At 69.8% G+C, this 15709-nt stretch carries 14 protein-coding genes and 1 pseudogene; 11 read left to right on the top strand and 4 right to left on the bottom strand.

Annotated elements, in window-relative coordinates:
• Nucleotides 1-117: 117 nt before the first annotated feature.
• Nucleotides 118-675 carry a PRC-barrel domain containing protein gene (locus ACIBF5_RS16425; RefSeq protein WP_396812315.1) on the bottom strand — a complete coding sequence of 186 codons (558 nt, stop codon included), beginning with the start codon at nt 673-675 and terminating at the stop codon, nt 118-120.
• Nucleotides 676-1027: 352 nt separating this feature from the next.
• On the opposite strand from ACIBF5_RS16425, the gene cimA reads away from it, so the two are divergent.
• Nucleotides 1028-2620 (top strand): citramalate synthase, encoded by a 1593-nt coding sequence (gene cimA / locus ACIBF5_RS16420; protein ID WP_396812313.1) that lies wholly within the window; start codon nt 1028-1030, stop codon nt 2618-2620.
• A 65-nt stretch (nt 2621-2685) separates the two neighbouring features.
• On the opposite strand, the gene ACIBF5_RS16415 is transcribed toward cimA, so the two are convergent.
• Nucleotides 2686-3765: an endonuclease/exonuclease/phosphatase family protein gene (locus ACIBF5_RS16415; RefSeq protein WP_396812311.1), complete on the bottom strand. Its 1080-nt coding sequence runs from the start codon at nt 3763-3765 to the stop codon at nt 2686-2688.
• A gap of 142 nt (nt 3766-3907) precedes the next feature.
• Between ACIBF5_RS16415 and ACIBF5_RS16410 the strand changes: the two genes are divergently transcribed.
• The 10 genes from ACIBF5_RS16410 to ACIBF5_RS16365 all read left to right on the top strand — a co-directional run bounded on the left by ACIBF5_RS16410 (nt 3908) and on the right by ACIBF5_RS16365 (nt 14838).
• Nucleotides 3908-4960, top strand: coding sequence for an AAA family ATPase (locus tag ACIBF5_RS16410; RefSeq protein ID WP_396812309.1), 1053 nt, complete (start codon nt 3908-3910; stop codon nt 4958-4960).
• Between the two features lie 118 nt (nt 4961-5078).
• Entirely contained in the window at nt 5079-6032 is a 954-nt protein-coding gene (locus ACIBF5_RS16405) for a DUF58 domain-containing protein (protein ID WP_396812480.1), read from the top strand.
• Nucleotides 6029-6988, top strand: a complete 960-nt coding sequence (locus tag ACIBF5_RS16400; RefSeq protein ID WP_121158893.1) for a VWA domain-containing protein — start codon at nt 6029-6031, stop codon at nt 6986-6988. Before ACIBF5_RS16405 ends, ACIBF5_RS16400 begins: the two co-directional genes overlap by 4 nt.
• A 302-nt stretch (nt 6989-7290) precedes the next feature.
• Nucleotides 7291-8208 (top strand): S1C family serine protease, encoded by a 918-nt coding sequence (locus tag ACIBF5_RS16395; protein WP_396812308.1) that lies wholly within the window; start codon nt 7291-7293, stop codon nt 8206-8208.
• 86 nt (nt 8209-8294) lie between these two features.
• A complete protein-coding gene (arfB, locus tag ACIBF5_RS16390; protein WP_396812306.1) occupies nt 8295-8714 on the top strand; it encodes an alternative ribosome rescue aminoacyl-tRNA hydrolase ArfB in 420 nt (139 codons plus the stop codon).
• Between the two features lie 623 nt (nt 8715-9337).
• Nucleotides 9338-10693 (top strand): alanine racemase, encoded by a 1356-nt coding sequence (locus ACIBF5_RS16385; protein WP_396812303.1) that lies wholly within the window; start codon nt 9338-9340, stop codon nt 10691-10693.
• A 5-nt stretch (nt 10694-10698) separates the two neighbouring features.
• On the top strand, nt 10699-11760 hold the full coding sequence (locus ACIBF5_RS16380) for a D-alanine--D-alanine ligase family protein (protein WP_396812478.1): 1062 nt from the start codon (nt 10699-10701) through the stop codon (nt 11758-11760).
• Between the two features lie 158 nt (nt 11761-11918).
• Nucleotides 11919-13094 (top strand): UDP-N-acetylglucosamine--N-acetylmuramyl-(pentapeptide) pyrophosphoryl-undecaprenol N-acetylglucosamine transferase, encoded by a 1176-nt coding sequence (locus ACIBF5_RS16375; RefSeq protein WP_396812301.1) that lies wholly within the window; start codon nt 11919-11921, stop codon nt 13092-13094.
• Nucleotides 13091-13735, top strand: coding sequence for a M15 family metallopeptidase (locus ACIBF5_RS16370; RefSeq protein ID WP_396812299.1), 645 nt, complete (start codon nt 13091-13093; stop codon nt 13733-13735). The genes ACIBF5_RS16375 and ACIBF5_RS16370 overlap by 4 nt, the downstream gene beginning before the upstream one ends.
• Entirely contained in the window at nt 13648-14838 is a 1191-nt protein-coding gene (locus ACIBF5_RS16365) for an acyltransferase family protein (RefSeq protein ID WP_396812297.1), read from the top strand. The genes ACIBF5_RS16370 and ACIBF5_RS16365 overlap by 88 nt, the downstream gene beginning before the upstream one ends.
• Here ACIBF5_RS16365 and ACIBF5_RS16360 read toward each other — a convergent pair.
• A pseudogene (locus ACIBF5_RS16360) lies at nt 14837-15190 on the bottom strand (VOC family protein); the annotation flags it as partial. The gene ACIBF5_RS16365 and the pseudogene ACIBF5_RS16360 sit on opposite strands and share 2 nt — an antisense overlap.
• Nucleotides 15191-15382: 192 nt before the next feature.
• Nucleotides 15383-15649 (bottom strand): hypothetical protein, encoded by a 267-nt coding sequence (locus ACIBF5_RS16355; protein ID WP_396812294.1) that lies wholly within the window; start codon nt 15647-15649, stop codon nt 15383-15385.
• Nucleotides 15650-15709 lie beyond the last annotated feature (60 nt).

Raw genomic sequence — 15709 nt, 5'->3', positions numbered from 1 at the left:
CCCGCCCGCCCCCCCCCCCCCCCCACCACAACCCCCCCCCCCCCCCCCCCCGCGCGGTCCTCTCCCCCCGCCCCCCCTTCCTCCGGGGGGGGTAAACCCGGGCGCCCCTCCTTACACCTAGAGCGGGCGGTGCGGGGGCGTGCCGGGGAGTCCGTACATGCCGCCGTAGTAGCCACCGATCTTGTCCAGGTAACTGGGATCGGTGTGGTCGCTCTCGGCGTACTCGGGTGCGGCCTTGATCTGGGCCTTGTCCCGGTCCACGTAGACCTTGCGGTCATCGTGGTCGACGTGATTGACCACGCCGGCCGGCAGCATGACCTTCTTACCGAAGATCCATGGGCCGGTGTCGACCACCAGGAAACTGGCGTCGACCTCGTAACTCGCGCGGTCGATCTTGCCGATGCCGCCGTCGGTCGCCTCCACGTGGTAGCCGACCAGGTCGGCACCGGTCACCCCGGCGTCGTCCCGGTAGCGCCACGGCTGGAACGAGTCGGTCGACTCGTACGCGCCCGGCGGGAGGGAGGTGCCCGTCGAGTCGTAGGTCTCCGCAGACGCGGAGCCCGTCCACTCGTCGGGTCCGCGACGGCTGGTCGGGTCCAGCGCCTGGTCCGGCGTCCGGAACGGGATCGGTTCCGGGTTCTGGTCCGGGGTCGGCTGAGGATCGAGCCTGTTCATGGGCTGTCACTCCTCTTCTCGTCCTCGACTTCGCTGTCATGGAACCTGCTACCCAGAGGCGCCGGAACGTACACCTACCGCCTGTCCGGCCTGTTTGCGCCGCACCTTCCCGGCTGTCCGGGTTCAGTGTGTGCCGTGACACGACCGTCCCGGAATGTGGATTTTCCCTCCCGAAATCCGGTCGGGGTGGCAGAGTACCGACCGTGACCCACGACGTACTGATTATTTGCGACTAGCGCGCCGGCAACCCCTCACGCCGAGCGCGCAGACCTCCCGCACCAGCGGGGGGTCATTTTGTTTGTCCGGTGGTGGGTCGAGGGCCGGGCGGACCTGCTGCTGCGAAAGGACTCAGATGGCTTTCCAGGTCTTCGACACCACGCTGCGCGACGGGGCACAGCGTGAGGGAATCAGCTACTCGGTGGTCGACAAGCTGGCCGTGGCCCGGCTGCTTGACGAGTTCGGCGTCGGTTTCATCGAGGGCGGCTGGCCCGGTGCGATGCCCAAGGACACCGAGTTCTTCCGCCGCGCCCGTACCGACCTCACGCTGCGTCACGCCATCCTGGTCGCGTTCGGCGCCACGAGGAAAGCCGGCCTGGCGGTCGCCGACGACCCGCAGGTACGCGCCCTGCTCGACGCGGAGACCCCCGCCGTCTGCCTGGTCGCCAAGTCCGACATCCGGCACGTCGAACGGGCACTGCGCACCAGCGCCGCCGAGAACCTCGCCATGGTGCGGGACAGTGTCGCCCACTTCGTCGCCGAGGGGCGCCGCGTCTTCCTCGACTGCGAGCACTTCTTCGACGGATTCCGCCACGACCCCGCGTACACCGCCTCCGTGGTCGAGACCGCGCTCGCCGCCGGTGCCGAACGGGTCGTCATGTGCGACACCAACGGCGGCATGCTTCCCTCCCAGATCACCGCAGCCATCGGCGCACTCACCGAACGGCTCGGCATCCGCCCGGACCGGCTCGGCATCCACTGCCAGAACGACACCGGGTGCGCGGTCGCCAACACGGTCGCCGCGGTCGAGGCCGGCGTCGAGCACTTCCAGTGCACCGCCAACGGGTACGGCGAACGCCCCGGCAACGCGGACCTGTTCACCGTCGTCGGCAACCTGCAACTCAAGCTCGGGCTTCCCGTCCTACCGGACGGGTGCCTGGAACAGATGGTGCGCGTCTCGCACGCCATCACAGAGATCGCCAATATCGCCCCCGACACTCACCAGGCTTACGTCGGGGCCGCAGCCTTCGCTCACAAGGCGGGGTTGCACGCGAGTGCGATCAAGGTGGATCCGCTGCTCTACAACCACGTGGAGCCGGCCCTGGTCGGCAATGGCATGCGGATCCTGGTAACCGAGATGGCCGGCCGGGCCAGCATCGAACTCAAGAGCCGTGAGCTCGGGCTCGACCTGGCCGGCCATCCGGAAGCCCTCTCCCGAGTCACCAAACGGGTCAAGGAACTGGAGGCCAGCGGCTGGTCCTTCGAGGCCGCCGATGCCTCGTTCGAGCTGCTGGTCCGCTCCGAACTGCCCGGCGAGGACGTGCCCCGGCCGTTCAGCCTGGAGTCGTACCGGGTGCTGGTCGAGCACCGCGAGGACGGCTCCGTGGTCTCCGAGGCGACCGTGAAGATCCGCGTACGGGGTGAGCGGGTGATCGCCACAGCGGAGGGGAACGGGCCAATCAACGCCTTGGACGAGGCGCTGCGGGTGGGGCTCGCGAAGCACTACCCGGAGCTGCTCTCGTTCGGGCTGGCCGACTACAAGGTGCGCATCCTGGAGGGAAGTCAGGGGACCGGGGCGGTCACCCGGGTGCTGGTCGAGACGACCGCCGACCGGGGACGGGACTGGACCACGGTCGGGGTGCACAACAACGTGGTCGAGGCGAGCTGGCACGCCCTGGTCGACGCCCTCACGTACGGCGTGTCCCGTGTCTCCCACGCCGAAGTGTAAGGAGTGAAAGGAGGGGGCCCTTGTTAACGCTATGCGTTAACAAGGGCCCCCTCCTTTCACTCAGCTCAGGCGGTGGGGAGGGTGAGGGTGGCGAGGACCGGGCGGTGGTCGCTCCCGGGAAGCCGGTGTACGGAGCTGTCGTGCACCGCGATCCGGCGGTCCACCAGTACGTGGTCGAGGGTGACCGGCGGGATGAGGTCGCCGTCGTACGGACCCCAGGTGCCGGTCAGCCCGTTGCCGGTGGCGTCGGCGGCGTCGGTGTAACCGGTCTCCAGTAGCCGGCGCAGGAGTACGTGGTCGAGGGTGGCGTTGAAGTCTCCGGCCAGCACGCGCACCGGGCCGTCCGGGCTGGCCGGTGGCTCTGCCTCCAGGTCGGCCTGCCAGAACGGCAGCACGTCCAGCGAGTGCGGCGCCAGCGGGTGTACCGACTCGACCAGTAGCGGCGGCGCACCCGGGACCAGCACGGTGGCGTACGCCTGGAGGAAGCTGCCGCCGTTGCGCCGTACGCCACCGTCGCGCAGCGGGAAACGGGCGTAGAGGCCGGTTCCCCGCGCCCCGATCTCCGCTCCGAGTTGCTGGTGTGGCAGCAGGTCGTCAAGTCCGAGCTGGTCGAGTCTCGCGGCGATGTCGGGCGTGAACTCCTGCACCGCCAGCACGTCGACCCGCTCGTCGCGTACCAGCGCGATCAGTGCGGTGGCGTCGGCGGTGCCGAAGAGCAGGTTGGCGGTGAGCACCCGGATCGCCGGTCCGGTGGCGTTCGGGCGTTCGTCGGCGAGCGCCCGGGGCGCGACCGCTGCGGCGAGGCTCAGTGTGACCAGGGCCGCGACCGCCGCGGCGGTGAAGCGCCGCAGGGCGAGCGCCAGCCCCAGCGGCACCAGCGTGCCGACCACGACGTACGGGGTGAAGGCGAGCAACTGCACCAGTGGACCCTGTTCGAGTCCGCCGAATCGGACCACCGCCCAGCCGAGGCCGGGCAGGAGCAGGAGCCAGCAGAGGACGTCCGGTAGCCGTCGGCGGGGGTGGGTGGCCACGTCTCCGACCGGTGCCCGCGCGGCGGCGGCGGTCTGTTCGCCCGTGGTGCCGGTCAGTTCTCCGGTGGTGCCGGTCGGTTCTCCGTTGTCGGTGCGGGTGCTCGGGGCGGTCATCCGGGCAACGTAGCGGATCGTTGTGGCGCTCCTGTGTCTTTCCGGTGCGGACGCCGTGCGGGGAGGCCCTGGTTCTTCCTTCACCACTGGGTGAACCCGGTCCTTACATGTTTGCCGGTGTCCTGACGGGGAAGCTTGCACCGTGACGGACATGTCGGACACCTTGGCCAGTGGGCCCAGGCCGGTCGAGACAACGTCGACCGGCCCCGAGCTTGAACAGACCCTGTTTGAGGTCAAACGGGTCATCGTCGGGCAGGACCGCCTGGTCGAGCGGCTGCTCACCGCGCTGCTCGCGGACGGGCACTGTCTGCTCGAAGGCGTACCCGGGGTGGCGAAGACCCTCGCCGCCCAGACCCTGGCTACCACCGTCGGTGGCACCTTCTCCCGCATCCAGTTCACCCCGGACCTGGTGCCCTCCGACATCGTCGGCACCCGGATCTACCGCGCCTCGAAGGAAACCTTCGACGTCGAACTGGGCCCGATCATGGCGAACCTGGTGCTCGCCGACGAGATCAACCGGGCGCCGGCAAAGGTCCAGTCGGCGCTGCTGGAGGCAATGGCCGAGCGCCAGGTCTCGATCGGCGGCAACAGCTACCGGGTGCCGGAACCCTTCCTGGTGCTGGCCACCCAGAACCCGATCGAGTCCGAGGGGGTCTACCAACTCCCCGAGGCGCAGCGGGACCGCTTCCTGATGAAGGTGACCGTCGACTACCCCGGTGACGTCGACGAACTCGCCATCCTCTACCGGATGAGTAGCGACAAACCCCAGGCCCGCCAGGTGCTGGACCCCACCCGACTGCGGGCACTGCAACAGCGCGCCTCCCAGGTCTTCGTCCACCACGCCCTCGCCGAGTACGTGGTACGGCTGATCCTGGCCACCCGCGACCCCGGCCGGTTCGGCCTCCAGGACGTGGCGCCGCTGCTCGCGTACGGGGCAAGTCCCCGCGCCACCCTCGGCCTGGTCGCCGCCGCCCGGGCCCAGGCGATGCTGCGTGGCCGCGACTACGTGCTGCCGGAGGACATCCGGGAACTGGCCGTCGACGTCATCTCACACCGACTGGTGCTCTCGTTCGACGCGGTCGCCGACGGGATACCGGCCGAGGCGGTGGTGCGCCGGCTGATCGAGGCGGTGCCGCCGCCCCGGATCGCCCCGGCCCGCCGGGACGACCGCCCCGCCGGCCTGGCCACAGCATGACCGCCAGATGCGGTGACCGGGGGAGCGGCATGACCGGGGCGACGCGGTGACCGGGCGAGACCCGGCCGACGACGCGCACGGGTACGCCACCCTCGGCGAACTCGTACCCGAGGCCCGGCTGCGCCGGCTCGAACTCACCATCAACCGACGGCTCGACGGACTGCTCCACGGGCAGTACCTCGGGCTGCTGCCCGGACCCGGCTCCGAGTGCGCCGGCAGCCGGGAGTACCGCCCCGGCGAGGACGAGGTCCGCCGGATGGACTGGGCAGTCACCGCCCGGACCACGCTCCCGCACGTACGCGAGGTCGACGCCGACCGGGAACTCACCACCTGGCTGCTGGTCGACTCCACCCCCAGCATGGACTTCGGCACCGCCGAGGTGGAAAAACGGGAACTCGCCGTCGCCGCGGCAGCCGCCGTCGGATTCCTCACCGCGGGGTCCGGCAACCGGCTCGGTGCGCACCTGCTCGGTCCGGAGGGAGTCCGCCGCTTTCCGGCCCGTACCGGTCGCACCCATCTGTTGAGCCTGTTGCGGACCATGCTGGCCGCGCCCCGGGGTGCCGACCAGGCACGACCGCCGTCGCTGGCCGAGACGATCAGCGCGCTGAACTCGGCCACCCCGCGACGCGGACTGGCCGTGGTCGTCTCCGACCTGCTCGACGGCCTGCCCGACGCCGACACCGGCGAACCCACCTGGGAACGCCCGCTGCGTCGGCTCGCGGCCCGGCACCAGGTGCTCGTGATCGAGGTGACCGACCCGCGCGAACTCGAACTGCCGGACGTCGGGGTGATCACGTTCGTCGACCCCGAGGGCGGCCAACGCCGGGAGGTGTCGACCGGTGACCGCCAGGTACGCCAACGCTTCGCCGAGGCCGCCGCCGCCCAGCGGCAACTCGTCGCCGGCGCCGTACGCCGAACCGGCGCCGCGCACCTGGTGCTCCGTACCGACCGGGACTGGATCGCCGACATCGCCCGGCACGTCCAGTCCCGTCGGCGGCTCGCCAGAGCCGGCGCACCGGCCCGACGACCGGCCGCCACGGCAACTCTGACGGGACCGGGAGGTGTGCGGTGACCTGGCAGTCCCCAGAACGGTTGTGGCTGCTCGCGGGCGTACTCGCGGTCGCCGTCGGCTACGTCCTGATGCAGCGGCGACGCAGCCAGTACGCGGTCCGCTTCAGTAACCTGCGGCTACTCGACCGGGTCGCGCCGAAACGACCAGCCTGGCGCCGACACGTGCCGGCGAGCCTCTTCCTGGCGATGCTGGCACTGCTGGTGGTCGGCTTCGCCCGCCCCTCGGCGGAGGTACGCGTCCCCCGGGAACGGGCCACCGTGATGGTCGCCGTGGACGTCTCGACCTCGATGCTCGCCACCGACGTCGAACCCGACCGGTTGGCGGCGGCGAAGGTGGCGGCGCACAAGTTCGCCGACGCGCTGCCCGACGAGTTCAACGTCGGGCTGGTCGCCTTCGCCGGCAGCGCCGCCGTACTGGTCCCACCCGGCACCGACCGGGACGCCCTGCACCTCGGCATCAAACGACTGGCCGAGGGGAGCACCGGCGTGCAGGGAACCGCGATCGGAGAGGCGATCAGCACCTCGCTGGAAGCGGTCCAGACACTTGACTCGCAGGCCGCGCAGGAGCCGCCACCGGCCCGGATCGTGCTCCTCTCCGACGGTGCGAACACCTCCGGTCGCGACCCGATGACAGCCGCCGACGACGCGGTGAAACTCAAGGTGCCGGTGCACACCATCTCCTTCGGCACCGCCGCCGGGTACATCGACCGGGGCGGGCGTCCGATCCGCGTACCGGTCGACGGTCAGACCCTGCGCACCGTGGCTGAGGAGACCGGTGGCGAGTTCCACGAGGCCGGCACCAGCGCCGAACTGCGAGCCGTCTACGAGGACATCGGCACGTCGGTCGGCTACCGGATGGAACAGCAGGACGTATCCGCCCGCTTCATCGGCGTGGGCCTGCTGTTGGCCCTCGCCGCCGCCAGCGGCTCCATGCTCTGGTTCTCCCGCCTCCCGTAAGGAAGGGCCCCTTGTTATCGCTTTTGGTATAGGAAGGGCCCCTTCCTAACACACGGCGGGGCGCGGGCGCGCGGCGGGATGGCGCGGCGACCGGGCACAGGTACAGGGACGGGACAGGTACGGGGACGGGAGACGGGACAGGTACGGGGACGGGACAGGTACGGGGACGGGACAGGTACGGGGACGGGACAGGTACGGGGACGGGACAGGTACGGGGACGGGACAGGTAGGGCGACGGGACGGGTACGGGGACGGGACGGACAGGTAGGGCGCAGCGGGACCGACCAGACGAGGAGTGCGTCATGGCACAGCAGAGCGGGCTGGGCGAGCCGCGCGGCCCATGGTTCATCTCACCCAACCTCGATCCCGCGTACGGCGGGCCGGGTAACGGGTCCGGCGACGGTTCCCGTACCGGCCGACGCTGGCGACGGATTCTGTTGACCGGTCTCGCCGTGATCGCACTCTCGATCGCCTCCGGTGGGCTCGCCGGTGGCTACGTCGCCGGTCAGGGCGAGGTGTCCCCGCAGGCGTCCGCTTCGCCGTCGGCGCTCCCGCCGGACATGGTGGGGGCGGCGGCGCAGGTCGTACCGGGGGTGGTCTCGGTGACCGTGGCCAGCGGCGGCGGGATGGCGACCGGGTCCGGTTTCGCCATCGACGACCAGCAGCATCTGATCACCAACGACCACATCGTGGCCCAGGCCAGTGCGGCGGCAGCCTCGGCGGTTCCTGGCAGCCCGGCCGGCACCGGCACCAGTGGCGGTGGTGAGCCGTCGGTGATGGTCGAGACCCCGGACGGTCGGCAGATGCCGGCCAAGGTGGTCGGGCGCGACGCGGGCAGCGACATCGCCGTACTCAAGGTTGCGCCGGCCGCGAGCCTGGCGCCGTTGGTCCTGGCGAAGCCGGGTGCGACCAAGGTGGGCGAGCCGGTGCTCGCGGTCGGTTCACCGCTGGGTCTACACGGTACGGTGACCGCCGGCATCGTCAGTGCCCTGGACCGGCAGGTGAAGCTCGGTAACAACCGGCACCGCGCGGTCCAGACCGATGCGCCGATCAATCCGGGTAACTCGGGTGGGCCACTGGTCAACGCGAGGGGTGAGGTGGTCGGGGTGAACACCGCGATCGCCACCATCGACGGCAAGGGTTCCATCGGCATCGGGTTCGCCATCCCGATCGAGCAGGTCCAGCAGGTGGCTGACACCATTATCGGCAAGGGCGGCTGAAATGCCGATGAGGGTACGCCGGGAGGGGGCTAGCCTCTAGCCATGGCTGATGACGTGACGTGCGTACGGGCCGGTTGGCCGGCGTCATGACGTTGCCCATCCGGCCCGGGACCGAGATTCCCGATGCGGAACTGAGCTGGCGTTTTTCCCGGTCGAGCGGTCCGGGTGGCCAGGGTGTGAACACCACCGACTCCCGAGTGGAGTTGTCCTGGGACCTGGCCCAGTCGACGGCGCTTTCCGAGCACCTGAAGGCGCGGGCGTTGAACCGGCTCGCGAACCGGCTGGTCGACGGGGTGCTGACCATCACCGCCTCGGAGCACCGGTCACAGTTGATGAACCGGGAGGCGGCCCGGGAGCGGCTCGCCGCAGTGTTGGCCGAGGCGACCGCGCCGCCCGCCCCGCCACGTCGTCCGACCCGGCCGTCGCGTGGGGCGAAGGAGCGCCGGATCGCGGACAAGAAGCGACGGGGGCAGACCAAGCGGCTGCGCCGCTCGGACGAGGACTGACGAGAACGTTCGGACGCGGAGTGGCGAGAACGTTCGGACGCGGAGTGACGGGAACGTTTCGACGGAGAGTGACGGGAACGTTTCGACGAGGACGTGTCAGGAGCCGCGTCGCGGACTGAGCAGTAGGCACCGATCAACCGGTTGTCGCCTTGGAACGGGGTGATGACCGGTTCTTCATCAGATCCTCACGGGGCTTGGGCATCATGGTGCGGATGTCGTACCCCTGGGGCCGTTTCGTTGTGTTTGTGCCGGCCACGTCGTTGGCGGAACATCCGTGACCGCTCGTGGTGGACCCCACAGCGGCCTCGTATCCGAGCCCGCTATACATGCTGGGTATAGTTCGGCGATGGCGCCTGGCAGCGGCCGATCGGGCGCCTCGGGTGGGACAGCGCTGACCAGCCCGAGCGGAGCGGCGTCAGGGCGCCGACACTCACCGTGATCCCTGCTCGAACCCGGAGGGTCGGCCCGGCCAGCCCGCTCCAACGGTGTCGCTCCAGTGCCCTGATGGATCACGAGGAAGGACCCGTACCGATGACCTCCCTCACGGGCTCCCCGTCACGCTCGCGGTTGTCGCGGACCCGTTTCGGCAGCCGGCCAGCCGGCACGGCGCCGAGGCGACCGGGATGGCCGGTGTGAGCGGAGAACTCGCCGAGGCCGTCATCGATCTCACGGCGATCGCCGACAATGTTCGTACCATTTCGGCGGTGGCCCGGACCGGGCTGATGGCGGTGGTCAAGGCCGACGGCTTCGGTCACGGTGCCGAGCCGGTTGCCAGGGCCGCGCTGGCCGCGGGCGTGAGCTGGCTGGGTGTGACGTCGACCACCGAGGCGCTGGTTCTGCGTACGGCCGGCATCCGCGCGCCGATGCTGAGCTGGCTGCACCGGCCGAACGAGGACTTCACCCGACTGATCAGCGCGGACGTCGACATCGCGGTGTCGACCGTGGCCCACCTGCACACCGTCGCCGCCGCCGGGATGCGCCTCGGGGTGCCGGCGATGGTCCAGCTCAAGGCGGACGTCGGACTCTCCCGCAACGGTGCCGTCAGCGGCGACTGGCCGGAACTCGTGGCCTGGGCGCGGAAGTACGAGGTCGAGGGGGGCCTGCGGGTACGCGGCGTGTGGTCGCACCTGACCAACGCCGAGGCGGAGCTGACCAACGCCGAGCCGGCGAGCACGAGCCTGGACGCGGGCACGAGCCGGGACGCGAGCGCGAGCCTGGGCGCGGGCGCGGGCGCGGGCACGAGCACGAGCGCGGGCACGAGCCTGGACGCGGGCCCGATCACGAGTACCGCTCGCCAGACGGCGACGTTCCTTGATGCGTTGCAGGTGGCGCGGGGTGCGGGACTCGCCCCGGAACTGGTGCACCTGGCCAATTCGGCGGCGGCGTTGGCGGCCCCGGCGGCGCGGTTCGACCTCTGCCGGATCGGGGTGGCTCTCTACGGCGTGGATCCGTTCGGTGCGACCGGGCCTGGCCGGTTCGGTCTGCGACCGGCGATGACGCTGCGTACGAGCGTGATCAACGTGAAGCGGGTGCCGGCCGGAAGTGGTGTCTCGTACGGGCCGGAGTACGTGACCGGCCGTCCGACCACGCTCGCCCTGATTCCGCTCGGTTACGCCGACGGGCTGTCGCGTACGACCGAGGGGCGGGCCTCGGTCTGGTTGGGGGGCCGGCGGTGTCGGATCGTCGGCCGGATCGCCATGGACCAGTGTGTCGTCGATGCTGGTGACCTACCGGTGGCGCTCGGTGACCCGGTGGTTGTCTTCGGCCCCGATCCTGACGCCTCGAACCGAGCTGCTTCTTCCGCTTCCGTTGTCCCGTTTGACCGGGCCGATTCGTTCGACCAGGCTGACCCCGGGTCGTCCGATTTGACCGTACCCACCGTCGCGGAATGGTCACGGTGGGCGGGAACCAATCCGCACGAGGTCCTGACCGGCATTGGATCCCGGGTGGCGCGTGCATATATTGACGGAGAGCGATGAGTGCAATGAGTATTCGGCTGGCCGTGCTGTTCGGCGGGCGAAGCGGTGAGCATGACGTCTCCCGCCGCTCGGCGGCGAGCATCCTGGCGCACCTGGACCGCGACGCGTACGACGTGACCGAGGTGCTGATCGAGCGCGACGGCGGGTGGCAGGTCGACGGCACTCCGGTCAGCTTCAGTGAGGCGCTGGACGTACTCGGCCGGCAGGACGTGGTCTTCCCGGCGTTGCACGGCCCGTACGGCGAGGACGGCACCGTCCAGTCCATGTTGGAGTGGCTCGACGTCGCGTACGTGGGCAACGGTGTCTTCGCCAGTGCCGCGGGCATGGACAAGGCGATCACCAAGCGTCTGCTGACCGCCGAGGGACTGCGGGTGGCCGACGGGGTGTCGCTCGGCCCGGACGACGAGTTGTCCGAGGCGGACCGGGAGCGGTTCGGTCTGCCCGTGTTCGTGAAGCCCGCGCGGGCCGGTTCCAGCCTCGGTGTCTCGAAGGTCGACGACTGGTCGGAACTGCCGGCCGCTCTCGCGTTGGCGCGGGAGAGCGACAGCCGGATCCTGGTCGAGCGGGCGGTACGCGGTCGGGAGATCGACGTCGCGGTGTTGCAGTACCCCGACGGGCGGATCGAGGCTGGCCCGCCGCTGGAGATCAAGGTGTCGAGCGCGGCCTTCTTCGACTACGACGCCAAGTACGAGGGCGGCGCGGTCTTCGACATTCCGGCGCGACTCGACCCCGAGACCACCCAGCGGTTGCAGGACCGGGCGGTGCAGGCGTTCCGTGCGCTCGACTGCCGTGGCCTGCTCCGCGTCGACTTCTTCCTCCCTGAGGTCGGAACCGAGGCGGGAGCCGGCGCGGAGACCGGGGCCGGGGTGGCACCCCGGGGCAGCACGGCGTGGACCGGAGACCCGAGCGAGCCGGTACTCAACGAGGTGAACACCTTCCCCGGCTTCACCGCTGCTTCGCAGTATCCGCAGATCTGGGCGCGGGCCGGTGTCGAGTTCCCCGCCCTGCTGGACATTCTCATCTCCGGCGCCCGCAAGGAGACCCCGCTGCGCGCGGCCGTGGCGTGACCGGCAGAGTCATCGCCGTGAATGACGGGGTCCCGCGATAAACGGCGAGGACTCGCCGTGATTCGACGAGGACTTGCCGTGATTCGACGGTGCCGTGCCCCACGGCGCGGCACCGTCCACAATCGACGGCCGATCGAGATGGGCAGACGGTAAAGGCAATGGTCATCTACACCGCGGAGCGTCTCCGCAAGATCCGAGTGGTGGTCACCGGTGGTGGGACGGGCGGGCACACCTACCCGGCGCTGACCACCATCCGTACGCTGCGTTCCCGGCTCGCCGTGGCCGGCACCGAACCGGAACTGCTCTGGGTCGGTGTCTCGCACGGGCTCGAAGCGAAGATCGCCCGCCAGGAGGGCATCCCGTTCAAGGCGATCACCACCGGGAAGCTGCGCCGCTCACCGAACCTCAACGAGCTGTGGCGCAACTTCACTGACATGTTCCGCATCCCGTTCGGCGTACTCCAGGCGATCATGATCGTGGTGCGGACCCGGCCGGCGGTGGTCCTCTCCACCGGCGGCTACGTCTGCGTGCCGATCGGCGTCGCGGCCTGGCTGACCCGCCGCCCGCTGGTCATGCACGAGCAGATCCTCACCCTGGGGTTGGCGAACCGCATCCTGGCCCAGATCGCCACGACGGTCCTGCTCAGCCACGAGTCCTCGGTCGACCACCTGCCGAAGCGGGCGCAGTCGCGCGCGGTGGTGACCGGCAACCCGATCCGCCCCGAGATCCTGGCCGGGGACCGGAACCGGGCGTTGGCCGCGTTCGGCCTCGACCCGAACCTGCCGTTGCTCTACGTCACCGGCGGCGCCCAGGGGGCCGTACAGGTGAACAACCTGGTCGCCGAGATCCTGCCGGACCTGCTGTCGAAGTGTCAGGTGCTGCACCAGTGCGGCGAGTACTCCTTCGACCGGATGCGGCAGGTCGCCGACGGGCTGCCCGAGCACCTGCGCGCCCGTTACCGGGTGGTGGACTACGTCCACGACGAGATGCCGGACGTGCTCGCCGCCGCCGACATCGTCGTGGCCCGCAGTGGTGCCGGTACGGTCGCCGAACTCACCGCTCTCGGCAAGGCGTGCGTCTTCATCCCGCTCATCCCGACCGGCGGTGACGAGCAGCGGCGCACCGCCCGGCATCTCGCCGAGTCGGGTGCGGCCCGGATGCTCGCCGGTCCCGATGCCACCCCCGACCGCCTACGTGAGGAGATCATGATGCTGCTCGACCACCCCGACTACCGTCGGCAGATGGCCGACACCGCCCGCCAGCATGGTCGTCCGGACGCCGCCGCTGCGGTGGCGACGGCGCTGATCGACGCCGCTGGGCGGTACGGGGCATGATCCTTCTGTCCGACCCCCGCATCTCGGCCATTCCGCTCGGTGACAATGGTGAGCAGCTCGTCGACCTCCGTCAGGTCGACGAGTTGCTGGTGGACGAGCGCCTGGCCGACCCGGCCGGGGCGTACGCGCACCTGCGGGAGGAGACCCTGGCGCGGCTGCTGACCGCCCAGCGGAGCCTTCCCGGTGGGCTGCGGCTGCTGATCGTCGAGGGCTACCGGCCGTTGGACCTCCAGACGACCTACTTCGAGGGTTACAAGGACGAGCTGCGGATGAAGTACCCCGACTGGGAACCGGCCCGGGTGCACGTGGAGGCGAGCAAGTACGTCTCCCCGCCCGACGTCGCCCCGCACAGCACCGGCGGCACCGCCGACCTGACCCTCTGCACCGCCGACGGGGTCGAGCTGGACATGGGTACGGCCGTCAACGACAGCCCGGTGGCCAGCGCCAACGCCTGCTTCACCGCCTCGCCGGACATCTCGGCGCAGGCGCGGGTCAACCGCGACATCCTCTCCGCCGCGCTCTCCGCCGCCGGCATGGTCAACTACCCGACGGAGTGGTGGCACTGGTCGTTCGGCGACCGTTACTGGGCGTTGAGCACCGGTGCGGACAGCACCCGTTACGGCCCCGTGGCCCTGTCGTGAGGCAGCGGCTCTACGAGGTTGACCTGCTGCGGATCATCGCCGCGCTCGCTGTCGTCGTCTTCCACTACACCTTCTCGGCCTGGATGCAGGGCGTGAGTCCGGTGACGTTCCCGCTGCTCGGGGAGTTCAGCCGGTACGGCTATCTCGGTGTTGACCTCTTCTTCGTGATCAGCGGTTTCGTCGTGCTGCTGAGCGCCTGGGGGCGTACGCCGCAGCAGTTCGTCGTCTCCCGGATCGTCCGCCTCTATCCGGCGTTCTGGGTCGCGGTCACGCTGACCGCCTTGGTCAGCCTCGTCTCCAGCAAGTTCCCGGTGAGCCTCTTCCAGTATCTGGCGAACCTGACCATGTTCAACGCGGCGGTGAACGTCGAGAACATCGACGTCGTCTACTGGACGCTCTGGGCCGAGATCCGGTTCTACCTGGTCGTGTTCCTGCTGGCGCTGATCGGGTTGACCCAGCGCCGGGTGCTGCTCGCGCTCTGGGGCTGGTTGGCACTGACCGGGCTGATGGAACTCGGGCTGCTGCCGGGTGCGGCGGACCTGCTGCTCCAGACCACGTTCTCGCACTATTTCATCGCCGGGATGGCGTTGGGCCTGGTCTACCGGTTCGGCATGAGCTGGGAGCTGGCCGCGATCCTGCTGCTGTCGTACGCGAACGCGGTTTACCGGGGTCTCGGGTTCGCGGCCGACGTCGCCGACCGGTACAAGACCGACTTCCACCAGTGGGTGATCATCGGCGTCATCTGGGCCATCTTCATGATCATGCTGTTGATCGCGTTGAAGGCGACCTCGCCGCTGGGGCGGCCGTGGTTCTCGTTCGCCGGGTCGCTGACGTACCCGCTCTATCTTGTGCACGCACACATCGGGTTCGTGGTGCTCGCCTGGATCGGCCCGAGACTGGAGCCGTACCGGGGGATGAAGTGGGTGCTGGTCGCGGCGCTGATTCTGGCGATGTGCGTGTTGGCGTACGCGATCCACGCACTGGTGGAGCGACCGATGGCGCCACGACTCAAGCGGGTGCTGAACCGGATCGCCCGGATTCCGGAACGGCCCACGGGTCAACCGGGTCAACCGGCGACGGGTGGAGCCCCGGTCCGTCGTTGACGAAGAGGCAGAACGGGTGGCCGGCCGGGTCAAGATAGACCCGTACGTCCTCCTGCGGTTGGAAGTCCGCGAGGGTCGCCCCGGCGGCCACCGCGTGCGCCCCGGCGCTCTCCAGGTCGTCCACCTCGATGTCGAGGTGCTGCATCATCTGCTGGTCGCCCGGGCCGGCGGGCCAGGTCGGTCGTGCGTACGCCGACTCGGTCTGGAACGACAGCCCGGCACCGCCGCCCGGTGCGGCCAGCTTCACCCAGTCCGGCTCGTCCTGCTCCACCCGCCAGCCCAGGAGCCGCTGGTAGAACGCGGCCAACTCCTGGGCGTCGGGTGAGTCGAGCACGATCCCGGAGACGAACATCCGTGGACGAGTAGTCACATTTCCTCCCAGGCTGTCGTCGTTCCAGGCTGTCGTCGTTCTCCGGGCATTGTCGCCCACCCGTGCCGCCCCGCCCGTGCCCTCCAGGCCCCGGGCTGTGGCCGTCTGTCACCCCTGGAGGGGTAAGAGACGGCCACAGCCTGACGATCGCCATCGGTGCGTCCGAGGTCGCGCTCAGATCGAGCGGAGTCGGCGGCGCGGCGGCGGTTCGGAGATCCAACCGAGGAAGCGGGCCTCGATCTGGGCCGGGCTGAGATCGGTCAGCTCCCCGGCCGCCCGTTCCCGGAAGTGCTCCATGAAGGTCACGAGTTTGGTCGGCTCGCGGTGATAGAGAATGCGCAGTCGACCCCGGAAGACCAGGCACGGCCACGGTCGGGTGCAATCAGCGCACAGCCATCCGGTGTCGGGGCGGTGCGGAACGCTCAGATCGTCCTCGTCCACGCTTGCATTCCTCCCCGGCATTTCTCACAACAGATAGATCTCACGCCGCAGACCGTCTGT

It is taken from the genome of Micromonospora sp. NPDC050417 (genome assembly GCF_044458865.1).
Taxonomy (GTDB): Bacteria; Actinomycetota; Actinomycetes; order Mycobacteriales; family Micromonosporaceae; genus Micromonospora_G.
The sequence above is the reverse complement of the archived record's forward strand: the minus strand, read 5'-3'. Positions and strand labels throughout refer to the sequence as shown.

Excerpts from the sequence above, each read along its gene's own strand:
- ACIBF5_RS16385 (WP_396812303.1), top strand. The coding sequence starts at position 9,338 with ATGGCCGGTGTGAGCGGAGAACTCGCCGAGGCCGTCATCGATCTCACG.
- ACIBF5_RS16395 (WP_396812308.1), top strand. The coding sequence starts at position 7,291 with ATGGCACAGCAGAGCGGGCTGGGCGAGCCGCGCGGCCCATGGTTCATC.
- ACIBF5_RS16425 (WP_396812315.1), bottom strand. The coding sequence starts at position 675 with ATGAACAGGCTCGATCCTCAGCCGACCCCGGACCAGAACCCGGAACCG.
- ACIBF5_RS16415 (WP_396812311.1), bottom strand. The coding sequence starts at position 3,765 with ATGACCGCCCCGAGCACCCGCACCGACAACGGAGAACCGACCGGCACC.
- ACIBF5_RS16370 (WP_396812299.1), top strand. The coding sequence starts at position 13,091 with ATGATCCTTCTGTCCGACCCCCGCATCTCGGCCATTCCGCTCGGTGAC.
- arfB (WP_396812306.1), top strand. The coding sequence starts at position 8,295 with ATGACGTTGCCCATCCGGCCCGGGACCGAGATTCCCGATGCGGAACTG.
- cimA (WP_396812313.1), top strand. The coding sequence starts at position 1,028 with ATGGCTTTCCAGGTCTTCGACACCACGCTGCGCGACGGGGCACAGCGT.
- ACIBF5_RS16375 (WP_396812301.1), top strand. The coding sequence starts at position 11,919 with ATGGTCATCTACACCGCGGAGCGTCTCCGCAAGATCCGAGTGGTGGTC.
- ACIBF5_RS16380 (WP_396812478.1), top strand. The coding sequence starts at position 10,699 with ATGAGTATTCGGCTGGCCGTGCTGTTCGGCGGGCGAAGCGGTGAGCAT.